This is a genomic window from Dysgonomonas sp. GY617, from assembly GCF_015233815.1.
Lineage (GTDB): Bacteria > Bacteroidota > Bacteroidia > Bacteroidales > Dysgonomonadaceae > Dysgonomonas_A.
Genome location: NZ_JADCLR010000002.1, coordinates 147,034 through 159,067 on the forward strand (window position 1 = coordinate 147,034; position 12,034 = coordinate 159,067).

General features: G+C 36.1%; 9 protein-coding genes. All 9 read left to right on the plus strand.

The window, feature by feature from the left end:
- The first annotated feature begins 77 nt into the window (after positions 1 to 77).
- Positions 78 to 1,088: a hypothetical protein gene (locus tag IR022_RS04265; RefSeq protein WP_194202741.1), complete on the plus strand. Its 1,011-nt coding sequence runs from the start codon at positions 78 to 80 to the stop codon at positions 1,086 to 1,088.
- 35 nt (positions 1,089 to 1,123) lie between these two features.
- A complete protein-coding gene (locus IR022_RS04270) occupies positions 1,124 to 1,723 on the plus strand; it encodes a DUF3575 domain-containing protein (RefSeq protein WP_050710371.1) in 600 nt (199 codons plus the stop codon).
- Positions 1,724 to 1,734: 11 nt separating this feature from the next.
- On the plus strand, positions 1,735 to 3,651 hold the full coding sequence (locus IR022_RS04275; protein WP_194202742.1) for an OmpA family protein: 1,917 nt from the start codon (positions 1,735 to 1,737) through the stop codon (positions 3,649 to 3,651).
- A gap of 15 nt (positions 3,652 to 3,666) precedes the next feature.
- On the plus strand, positions 3,667 to 6,129 hold the full coding sequence (locus IR022_RS04280) for a Calx-beta domain-containing protein (RefSeq protein ID WP_194202743.1): 2,463 nt from the start codon (positions 3,667 to 3,669) through the stop codon (positions 6,127 to 6,129).
- A 151-nt stretch (positions 6,130 to 6,280) separates the two neighbouring features.
- A complete protein-coding gene (locus IR022_RS04285) occupies positions 6,281 to 6,781 on the plus strand; it encodes a hypothetical protein (protein ID WP_050710369.1) in 501 nt (166 codons plus the stop codon).
- Between the two features lie 99 nt (positions 6,782 to 6,880).
- Entirely contained in the window at positions 6,881 to 8,302 is a 1,422-nt protein-coding gene (locus IR022_RS04290; protein WP_194202744.1) for a fimbrial protein, read from the plus strand.
- 12 nt (positions 8,303 to 8,314) lie between these two features.
- The gene (locus IR022_RS04295; RefSeq protein WP_194202745.1) at positions 8,315 to 9,295 is read left to right on the plus strand and encodes a hypothetical protein; all 981 of its coding nucleotides are present in this window, start codon (positions 8,315 to 8,317) and stop codon (positions 9,293 to 9,295) included.
- Positions 9,296 to 9,331: 36 nt separating this feature from the next.
- The gene (locus tag IR022_RS04300) at positions 9,332 to 9,814 is read left to right on the plus strand and encodes a hypothetical protein (RefSeq protein ID WP_194202746.1); all 483 of its coding nucleotides are present in this window, start codon (positions 9,332 to 9,334) and stop codon (positions 9,812 to 9,814) included.
- A 6-nt stretch (positions 9,815 to 9,820) separates the two neighbouring features.
- On the plus strand, positions 9,821 to 12,034 hold a 2,214-nt coding region (locus IR022_RS04305; RefSeq protein ID WP_199330263.1), incomplete at its 3' end, for a PKD-like domain-containing protein.

Here is a 12,034-nt window from a genome sequence, read left to right on the forward strand (position 1 = left end):
ATGTCAGGAAGAATATTTCCTGACATTGTTAAGTGGTTCATTTTGAGCTAACCGTTATCTTTATAAAGTAAGAACTAATGACCAATATACATAAATATACCGGAAGTTTCTATATTATTATTTTGCTTACATCTCTATGTTTACTTTCGTCATGTACGTATGATTACTTCGAAGATGAAACAAACTATGTGGTATATGTACCCAAAGCAGATGTCAATAAAAGAACGGAGACATACAAGGTCGATGATGTTAGAATCTTTATTTATAATACAGATTTAGAAAAAGACCGTTATTCTCTGCATCCTTTTGAAGATAATGCGAGGACAACAGTTGGAAATTTTAATTTTAAACTTTTACCGGGATTACACCCTGTTCATTGTTTTTCAAATATTAATGGTGTCGATTTCTCCGATATACAATCTTACACAACTGCAAAATTTGCATTGCAGAAGCTCGAAGATGGTTATTATAAAGAGCCTCCAGTAATTCTTTCTGATAACACGAGTCCCCTTATCCGATTTCCGGGACCACTTGTAACAGATACAGCATGGTTTGAGCACAAATATGTAGGTCGTATCTGTGTTGCATTTAAAAACCTTCAAAATGTTGACCCAAAACTCACTTTTGATAATATTAAAAAAATTGAAGTTTTAGCTTCAGGTGTTGGAACAGTCCAATATTTGTCTAACATTTCAGACTCAATCAACACACGTTCATCTCGTAAAGCAGCAGATGATGTGATGAGATTGACTACTACTCTATATCAGAATCCTTTTCAGGATTTTGACCTTGGATTTGAAAATTATTATTTACCATCTCCGGATCTCTCTTCCGAAGGAAATTCATTAGAGCCAATTGCTCTTCAAATAAATTTTCTGGATGCTAATAACAATATAATAAAAACTCTTAATGTAGATGTAGTTGATTCTAATTATGAGCCGATTATACTACATATGGCTGAAACTGTTGTGGTAACAATAGATGGAAATAATATACAAATACTTCGATTGAGCGATCCTCTTGATTGGAATCCTAACATCGAAACAGGGGAAGATAATACACCCAACGGTGGAGGTACAGAAGTATAACCAGAATTTGAATATCAATAAATATAATTAATCAGATGAAACGCTTTCTACAACACATATTAGCTTGTCTAGCACTATGTTTATTTTATTGTCCGTCGTCTCAGGCACAAGCATTAAAAACAAACATCCCTTTGATATTAACAGGAACTCCCAATATTGGAGTAGAATGGTCTCTAGGTAAACAGCTTACTCTTAATGGAGATGTTTTATGGGCACCTTACCTTTTTAAGAAGGATGAAGAAGTTTTCAGAACTCTTATCGGAAGTGTTGATGTGAGATATTACATTAATCCTAAATATTATTATACCAACGACTTGTGGGATGGTTTCTATGTAGGACCTTACGCGATGTACGGTAATTTTAATATTGGACTGAAGAATAGCGACGAAGAGAAAACCAGTTACAGACGAAAAGGTTGGGGCGTTTCTGCAGGTCTTTCAACCGGATATAAATTTTATTTATCGAGTCGTTTTAGATTGGAGGTTAATCTGGGATTAGGGTATGCCCATATGCAATATGACAAACACGAATTGGGAGGGGAGTTTGCCCACTATCCATTAGAAAGAAAGAAGACAAAAGCTTACGTCGGACCCACAAAATTTGGAGTTCATCTAGTTTATAACATATTCAGATAATATCAAAAATAATGATAAATAGAAAAATGAAAATCGGTTTTCTGGCTTTGTCTCTCTTGGCTGTAATGTCGCTGCATGCAAATCCCAAAGATAAACAACAAAATAAGCAGGACAATAAAGCTCGAAAAACGGAGATAAAGGCTGACCGAAAATTTGTCAAGCAAGAGTTTGAAGGGGCAATGAAGCTCTATGAATCAGCTCTTACTAAAAAAACAAGTGATGATTATACTGCATTGCTCCATCTGAAAACAGCACGATTGTATCTGAGTTTACTTAACTATACAGCTTCTATACCTCACTATGAGAAAGCGATGTTGTTGAATGAAGATTTATTTGCTGCTACCGATATATGTAACTATTTGGATGCTCTTAGATATTCGGGAGCAAAAATAGAAGCTATTAAAATTGCCCGTAACTATGCATATCGCGATGTTTATAAGAAAGATCAGCGTTATCTGAATATTGTGCATGCCTTAGATTATGAAGAGGGGTTTATGCCTGTTGGTGTTCCCGAATTCATTGTAAAAAGATTAGATAGAGGTAATACTCCATTCTCCGAATTCTGGATAGGGAAAATGGAAAACGAGTATTTCTATGCTACCAGTAATAGTAAGTTTCATGATCCTAACAAGAAGTTCTATCATAGAACAAAATACTACTCTTTAGATGAGAATTCTGAATACTCGATGAATGCTTCTGTTGGAAAGAAGAAAGCTAAACCATTGTTGCACATGGTTCCTATCGATTTGCAAAATGGACCTCTTTCTTTTTCCGAAGATATGAACAGGATGATTGTAACATCGGTATCTTATGACAAAGGTGAGCAAATTGATATTTCATCAAGAGGTATTAATGCTTTTAAAACCAAGTTATATTACTCTAATTATAATAAGAAACGTAATGGTTGGTCGTCTTTTGATCTAGCCTTTCCTCAAAAGAAAGAAGCTTCTTATGCACATCCATTTCTTTTTGATAATGACAGGTTTCTACTTTTCTCTTCCGATATGCCTGGAGGATATGGAGGTTATGACATTTATATAGCTGAATGGAATGACGAACTTCAAAGATGGGGAGATCCTATAAACCTTGGAGCACAGGTGAATACAGAGGGAGATGAAATATCTCCTACCATTTATGATGATCTGTTGATTTTTGCTTCTAACGGACATGTTGGTTTTGGTGGATATGATATCTATGGTATTATTTATGAAAGAGGAATAATTGCCAAAGGAAGCCTAGTTCATTTTGATTATCCTATTAATACTGTACTGAATGATTTTAGTATGCTTAAGATTGATAGTAACAGAGGCTATATAGTCTCAGATCGATTATTGCAGCATCAGGATGATATATTCTATTTTTACCGTAATAATATGCATCAAAATAGTAACTTAATCTACGGAATGTCAGAAGCTAATGCTATTTCTACTGGAGCTATAAATCTAATAAAGAATGGTGGAGATTTTAATGCTCCTAGACACGAAGAACTACCTAAATTTCCAATATATACAGAGTCAATGCTAAGTGTGTATTTCGATTTCGATAATTCGGAATTAAACTATGCAGCCATTGATGCACTACAAAATTTTCTTACAAATACCGATTTCAGCAGAATTGAATCTTTAATTATTGATGGGTATGCCGACGAAATGGGAGGAGAAGGTTATAACTTTTTGCTATCTGAAAAAAGAGCAAAATCTGTTTATAGCTGGTTGATGAGCCAAGGGATACGAGTGAAAGCTAAAATTGCAGGTAAAGGTCAGATTTTCCTTACAAAGAAAGATTTGGAAGACGAAGGACAAGATAAGTTACCCTCCTTTTATAGTAGAGAATCTCAATATAATAATGGTACAACTTCGGTTTGGGAACAGAAAATATGGATGAACCGTAAAGCCAGACGTGTTGAAATAAAAGCAATAATAAAATAACAAATGAATATAATTATGAAGTGCAGAAAAAAGATATATGGCAGCCTGCTTGCTTGTGCCTTATTGATTGGATTTCCGGTAAACACACTTAAAGCTCAGTATATGCCTGTTGTATTCGACAGAACATATGGCGAAAATATAGATTACCAACATTTATGTCCTACTGCTGATGGTGAAGCTGTTTTGGTGGGTACTGACAATAATAAAACAACGGTAACTTGGGTGAAGAGAGAAGGTGATACTCGTTTTTCACGTTCGTTGCCTACGGGGTTTCTTTCGGTTAATAATGTGTATTATGCCGGAAACAATAAAGTGTTGATTATTGGTCAATCAAATGTTAATGCAAAAGGTAAAAGATCTGCTCAGATTTCGGGTCGTGCCCTAATTATAGATAATAAAGGAGATATTTCGACAGATGTTTATCTGGGAAATGAAGGTAGTGAATTATTCTGCGGTAAAATTCTCAAAGACGGAAGCCTTATTTTGGGAGGTTACGAACCTTCTCCATTAGGTGTAAGAGCCGGAATGGTTGGAAAAATAGATGCTACGGGTAAAAATACAGTATATAAGTATGTTGCAAGTGAAAGTGGAACTTGCGTTGCTTTTGATGTGTTAGGCAGTTCTACTGAATTTGTGTATGCCGCTTTTACTTCAGAAGATGGAGCAGGTGCATCGGTTACTCGTCTTGATAGTAATGGAAAACCTGTATTTGTAACTCCTCTTCCTGAAGCAGGTTTTCATATCAATAAAATGATAATAGCTCAGGACGGACATGTGTTCTTAGTAGGTAACAGCAACTCAAGCGGAGGTAGAGTCCTTAAAATAAGAGCCGAAGGAGATGTTGTATTCAATAAGGAAATTGTACCTGCATCACCACTAACCTCTCTTGAGCATTTATATGTAGCCAATAACGGAAACATTCTTGTTGGAGGTAATGGTAGCGACAAGAGCTATTACTCTTTATTACGTAATGATGGAACAGATTTACAAAAGTATGTAATGAAGGAAAGCATTTCGGGTATGGGTATAGACGCAATATCGGGCGAATCGGTAATCGTAGGTTTTGATAATGACAGAGCACGAGGTACAATTATTGGACTTGCTAAAGACGGACGTCAAATATATCAGAAATCAACCGACGGTAATTTCAATAAAACCCAATTAAGTCCTAACGGAATCTTTTTGGCAAGTACATCTTCGGGTCGTATTTGTATGGTTTCTAATATGGGTGACTTATTATTCGATCGTTATGCTGTTGAAGATTCAAAGAAATCATTCAATGAAATTAATTTCACATCAAATGGTGATGTTCTCCTAAAAGACATGAATAATCGTCTTGTAAAATTGGGTCATGGTGTGTATGTGTCAGATGTTAAAATAAATAAACCTGTAAATGGTTATACAACAGCATTGTTTACAGTAACTCTTACAGGGTATTCAACAACAGATCAGGGAGTTCCTGTTCCTGTTACAGTAGAGTATGCTACAAAAGAGGGTACAGCCACCGAAGCAAATAACTATTCTCCGATAAAAGGTAGTTTATCTTTCGTCCCTTCTAACGATGGAGCAGCTAAGTACATGATTAAGCAAGATGTAGAAGTTCCTATCAAAGCTAATAATTTGGTAGAAGGACGTAAATTGTTCGAAATGTATCTTGCTAATATAAGTAAAAGTTACTTAGTAAAACCTAAAGGAACTGCTACTATTGAAGATCAAGAAGTGATAGTGAAATTGGTTAATACAAGAGATGGTCTAGAAGACGAAAGAGATATAATTTATGAATTGGGAATCTTCAAAACAAATGGAGAGTCTCTGGTAAATGCAACAGGATCTGATATTGTAATAGACGGTAGCTATGGAAAAGGAACGGCAGATGCTCTTGACTTCGATATGGGTATAACTCCTCGTTTGACCATTGTTAATGGATCGAAAACAGGAAAGTTCAATGTGAAAACTTTAAGCGATACACGCTATGAATTGCCTAAAACTGTAATTGTAGACTTCAATAAAGTACATGCAATCAGCGATGCTAATGTTGGCTTCGAAAGTTCATTGTTAAGTTGTTCAGGTACAGTAATAGATCAACCAGCAATGCTTGCTGTAACATCATTGGGTGACCATGGTCGTATGAATAATATTGTATCAGGTTTCTTCCGTATCTCTTTGTTAAGAGCTTCTGATGGTGCATTGCTTACAAATTCAACTGGTGGAGATATAACCATTTCGTCTTCTGTAGCTGCTGAAACAACTGCTAGTGAAGGTAAGGATTTTGTATTCACAAATCTTCATGATTTACGTATCTGGGGCGATGGAAACAGAAGTGCAGTTAACTTAAATGGAATAATTCTTTTTGATAAAGACAAACTGGGAGCTAAAAAACTGGTTGTAGGTTTAGATTCTGTAATAACACCAGCTAATGCTCCTCAAATAAATATTTCATCAGATGGAAAATATGCAGGCTTTACTATTAACGACTAAAAAATTACTCTCTCATCATGTGGTGTCTTATCACATAAATACTAAGGCACCAGTGATGAAAGTGATGACAAAGCGTTCGGATTATCATTGTCCGTTACGTCCTTGATTGGATATCCTTTTTCGAATCGAACTTTAGAATAAGAGAAATAATATGAAAAAAAATATTTTACCCTTGGTTCTATCTTTCAGGCATTGCCAGATTAAAGAATTTAAAATGTTTGCAGGCTCAAAAAAAGGAGCTGTAGAGTTAGAAACATCGGGATTAGATCCGCAAAAAATGTGGGTGGATTATATAGGTGTCAAAGATTCTTACTTCGAACATTCGATGTTGATATTTATTGATGATTCTAAACTCTGTTTCATGCCCGAGAACTATACGTACGAGTATCGATTCGAAAAAGGTGCCCTAAAGGTTTACGATACTCAACATAGCGAATGGATAACATTTGCTTATGGAGATAGAAATAAACTGGTCGTAATGAAAGGGCTCACAAGAGTTGAGAAGTTGTATGGATCTGACAAATTAAGAGTCAAAAACAATGAAGAGACCTTTTCCGGAGCCTTCTCTTATGCTGGAATCTCTTCGATGTCTTTATTGAAGGATAAACAAGCTAAAATTTCGTGGTGTAATGTGCACTATACTTTTCAATAACTAAAAATTATTGCTGTACCTAAAGGCTAAGATTCTAAAAGTCTAAATAAAAAAAGAATTGCAAATCAATTCAGTTTCATGAATAAGATTGAACAAATAATGAGAAAAAGAAACATAAGAAAATATCTGAATGATGTGTTGGTCTCGATGCTGGTTGCAGTCTGCATATGTTCATGCTCTAGCGACAACCTGACTGACGACATAGATAATAAGGAGAAAGACCTGAAGTTTTTGGCAATCTCACTAAATACAACCGATAAGGAGAATGGAGCCGAAAATAATGTTCGCTCTACGGGAACTCCTGTTTATTCAGACGAAAATAAAATATACAGTTTAGAGGTTTTGGCTTTTAAATCTGATGACGGAACACTTGATGGTTATAAATCAGTCCCTCGTGCCGTTGATGCAACCGGCAATGCTAAAGAAATTTATGAAGTAAAAGCTGTAGGAATAACGGCAGGCACAAGGGAGATATATGTTGTTGCCAATGCTCCTGATAATTATTTCAGTGCAAAAGTTTCGAGCCCAGGAGGTTTAAATCTTGCAGATTTTAAGGCTATGACTGTCAATTTATCCGATCAGAACGAATACGCTCATTCCGGCGTGATTGTAAATCCCGAAGATATTCCTATCGGTGGAGTAACACCTTCAAATTTGAGTACTGATCTCATAATGTGTGGATATAAAAAAGTAATCTGTAGCAATCTGCACGAACAACAATATCTGGGTTATACAACAAATAACGGTCGCCCCGAGAATATCTTAGATAATTCAGGTTACGTACTTGATGGAACCGAGCCATATTATGTAGAACGTCTGGCTGCCCGCGTAGCATTTAGGAAAATAACTTTCGATTTGCCTTCTACACTCAACTTAGAGGCGGGTTATCCTACTTCTGTTTATGAATACGCTCTTGATTCTGTTTTTATGTTAAATGCTAAAACAGCATCGTACTTCGTCTCTAGCAATGCAACTCCATTAACAGGAAACTTTGGACATGGAAACCGAGACGGATATCAGTTTTTCAGAACAGGTTTGACCGATATTTTCTCCTCAAGCACACTCTCGAACTCTCTGGAAGAAGCTATAAATGCGTCAGCCTATGATGCGACGCTTGAAGGTAACCCTATACAACCACCTACGGGTGCAAATCATTCTCCTTTGTGGTTCTATGTTTTCGAAAATTATAAGAGCGTTCAATATCCGACCTATTTTATTATTGGTGCCAGATTCGATTTTATAAGTACTCGCGACGGCAAAGCTAGAACCGTAAAATGCTATTATCCCATAGTCATTAATTCCAATGGAGTTGCTAGTGGGAATGCTGACCATAATTTTATCAAACGTAACTATCAATATAGTGTAACTGCTGTAATAAAGGGATTGGGTAATTTTTATAACGAAAGCCTTGTTGAAGAGTTAAGATCTGCTTCGGTTAGTGAATCGTCTCGCTCTGTTATAGAAATTAAAGAAACCGTAGGACAAAATCTTTTTCCCTGGATTGGCAATGTTTACAAGTAAAAACGATATAATATGTATATAAAAATAATCGGAAAATATATTAGAAATCGAGAATTCAGAATGCTTCTGTGCCTTCTTACTATCTGTCTAGTATCGTCAGCCTTGTTTCAGTCTTGTGATAAAGCGGATGGAGACTTAGATGATGCAGATAAAACAGACGCAAAACTATCTCTGAATATGAGGTCGGTTCCTGCTGAAATAATGAGCAATACGGCTGTTTATGTTTTTGACCAGTTGGCCAACTACCATCATAAGCAACTAAATTTAGTTCAGTCAGGAGATATTATTTCTACTAATATGGTAGCAAATACATGGGACTTGGTACTCCTTAGTTGTAATACCGATATTTCCAATAAAATACTTTTACCCAACTATGGGCAAGCTATGAGTACTACTCCTATGTGGAAAACTGCATTGAAATCGGGGGGAGAGTTTTTAAATCAAATGCCCGAATTGCGATATGCATCTTTAATACCCGTTGTGATACAGCCTAATATAATAACAGAGAAATCAGCTGTACTTAATAGAAATGTGGCTATGGTGAGAGTAATTCTCAAAGAACATAATGGTTTCGATCAGGTAATTGGTACCCATGAATCAGCTTATGCTGAATTATTGGATGTACCTACGACATTGTTCTGGAATGGAAAACTATCTACCGCTTCTGCTGATATTTCGAGCAAACCTCTAAGGGAATATTTTGTATTTGATGCAACGGGCAAGGCTAATATATTAGAATATATTATTCCTGCAGATATAGATGCTGACTCTTTTAATCCAGCAACAGCAAAAAAACTGAGGCTTAAGGTCAGTATGCCTATCAATAATTTACCTTTTTATGGGAATAGCCCTGTTGAAATCCCCTTTGTACCTAAACCGAATGGAATTATTGAAATCAATCTGACATTCAGAGGTGAGCCCGGTACAAATCTGGATGTGAAAATCACAGCGAAAGACTGGGAACCTTATATTGATCAAACAGAAGAGCTTTGATTGCCAGGCTTATAAAATGGAATAAAATAATAAACAATGAAAACGATATATATAAAATTATCACTGCTATTACTAGCCTTCTGTATGACAGTAGGAGTAAGCGGGCAGTCTATCAGAAATGCTGAGGGGAAAGAATTAGCTCGTATGTTGACCGATAATTCTTTTGAGATGGTACATGCTGGTGTTGTCTCTTATAAATTAGAGAATGGAAAATTCATCATGTTGTTTAATAATGTTCCACATGAGCTGGGATCGGTAGGGAGCTATGAAAGATCAGATAGTAAAATTCAATATTACAATAAAGAAGGTGATATGATAGGTTACTATGTATTGGGAGAAGGTCGTTTCTATAGAGTGACAGCTAATGTAAGAAGAGTTGTAAAAGAAGAAACTGCTGCTACTATTTTAGATGGCATACTCCTTCGTAATGACGGAGAAGGAGCTACAACAAAATTTACGGTTGATAATAATTTCGATCCGACAGTTATTGGATTTATTCTCTTTTATATAATTGGTTAATCGGATATGGAAACAAAATATAAGATTTTAAGAATTATACTTTTATTTATCACTTTATTAGTGGTCAATGGGGATTTACTCGCACAGTCAGCTCAGACTATTAATCCTAATGGCGGTGCTAGTGCAAGTTTAGATGATGGATTGAAGGTTGTTGTAAATATAAATGGTACTCTTTCAGTATATAGACAAAATCAGACCCAATATTTTTCAGGATATGTTTGGCCTGATGGTGCTGGGAATGGTGTTACATTAAATTTCCGATTTGATAATGGAACTACTTATAATTCTACATCATTAACAATGACTGCTTGTTCAACGACTGCTGCACAACAAGTGGGTAATGATTGGACTACAAGCATATCTGGATATGTAACATCCCCAATAAGTAGTAAGAAATTCTTTGTAACAATGAATTTTAAATATACACACCCAAACAGATATTTTTTGGTTGATTATATTGTAAGAGCCCCTTTTGATCTGCCTGCACCAGAGACTGTTCACCTGTATTTAAGTCATGATGCATATATCTTAGGTTCCGATGGGTCGCGAGGTTATATAACACAGAATACTTCAGGGCACTTTGTTGGAGATTATCGTGATGCCTCAGATTCTAACACTACTTGTTCAGGAAGTAAGAAAAATCCTGTATTCCCATCAACACATGGATTTAAGACATCAGGAACTGGTTTTAGAAGTTATTATTCTGGGCCTTACAGCCCACGTAATACAATTGATGCTTCGACATTAAAGTTGACAAATACGCTTGGTACAACTTGTATTGATGATGGTATTGCCGTTGAGTTTACAATTGGACCTTTAGCTGCCGGTCAGGTAGGAACAAAAGGGGTAATTCATGCTTATGGTAATACTAAAGGTGAATTTGATAATACTCCTGTATCTGATCCGGTACCTCCTACAAATATTTCAACTCCTGTATCAGTCAATTTTGTATCTGCAACAATTTCAGAACCGGAAGGTAATGTTTCGCATCCAGCAAATAATATACAGATAGTTGCAGGTGGTGGACGATTGTATCAAGAGCAGGTGTGTAATTTTTCTGTTGTAAGTGGAGGAACTGCTGTTCAAGGAACTGATTTTACTTATGTAAAAGGTTTTATTATTCCGGCTGGAGATTATTCTACGCCTAAAACGCTAACATTGGATAACTTTACTATTTTAGGTAATACTACTTGTCAGAATAATAGGACTATAAGAATTCAGATCGATTCCGAAGTTTGTAACGATTTGGTACAGAGAGGAACAACTATCCTAACTACTTATACTATTGCAGATGATGATATACCTACTGTAAGTCAGCCATCAAATAAAGTATTCTGTAATAAGGAAACAGTTGCAGCTAATACGTTTGTGTTTACAGGAAGTACATTGCCTAACACAACTTATACATGGACAAATTCTAATACAGCAATTGGCTTAGCTGCCAGTGGTACAGGTAATATTCCCGCATTTACAGCCACAAATACGGGAACTGCACCTCTAATTGCAACTATTACGGTAACTCCAAATCAAGGAAGTTGCGTTGGAGATCCTAAACAGTTTACTATCACAGTAAATCCTACAGCTACTATAGGTACAGTTTTGAATAATTTAACTTATTGTGGAGGCTCAAGTTCACCAGCTATAACTTTAACAAGCGCTACTACGGGTACAACTTATGCTTGGACAAATAGTAATACAGCAATTGGCTTAGCTGTCAGTGGAACAGGTAATATACCAGCGTTTACTGCCACTAATGCTACCGCTAATCCCATTACAGCAACTATTCGAGTAACACCGACTGCTAATGGTTGTGTTGGAACTTATAAAGAGTATACCATTACAGTAAATCCTACCCCAACTGTAAGTACAGTTTTAAACAATCTAACTTACTGTAATGCCTCAAGTTCACCAGCTATAACATTAGCGAGTGCCACTACAGGTACAACTTATACATGGACAAACACTAATACAGCAATTGGCTTAGCTGCCAGTGGAACAGGTAATATACCAGCGTTTACTGCCACTAATGCTACCGCTAATCCCATTACAGCAACTATTCGAGTAACACCAACTGCTAATGGTTGTGTTGGAACTTATAAAGAGTATACCATTACGGTCAATCCTACGCCTACTGTAAGTACCGTTTTAAACAATCTAACTTACTGTAATAGCTCAAGTTCACCAGCTATAACCTTAGCCAGTGCAACAACGGGTACAACT

Coding starts and splice junctions, on each gene's coding strand:
- IR022_RS04290 (WP_194202744.1), top strand. CDS start 6,881: ATGAGAAAAAGAAACATAAGAAAATATCTGAATGATGTGTTGGTCTCG.
- IR022_RS04270 (WP_050710371.1), top strand. CDS start 1,124: ATGAAACGCTTTCTACAACACATATTAGCTTGTCTAGCACTATGTTTA.
- IR022_RS04275 (WP_194202742.1), top strand. CDS start 1,735: ATGATAAATAGAAAAATGAAAATCGGTTTTCTGGCTTTGTCTCTCTTG.
- IR022_RS04265 (WP_194202741.1), top strand. CDS start 78: ATGACCAATATACATAAATATACCGGAAGTTTCTATATTATTATTTTG.
- IR022_RS04285 (WP_050710369.1), top strand. CDS start 6,281: ATGAAAAAAAATATTTTACCCTTGGTTCTATCTTTCAGGCATTGCCAG.
- IR022_RS04280 (WP_194202743.1), top strand. CDS start 3,667: ATGAAGTGCAGAAAAAAGATATATGGCAGCCTGCTTGCTTGTGCCTTA.
- IR022_RS04300 (WP_194202746.1), top strand. CDS start 9,332: ATGAAAACGATATATATAAAATTATCACTGCTATTACTAGCCTTCTGT.
- IR022_RS04295 (WP_194202745.1), top strand. CDS start 8,315: ATGTATATAAAAATAATCGGAAAATATATTAGAAATCGAGAATTCAGA.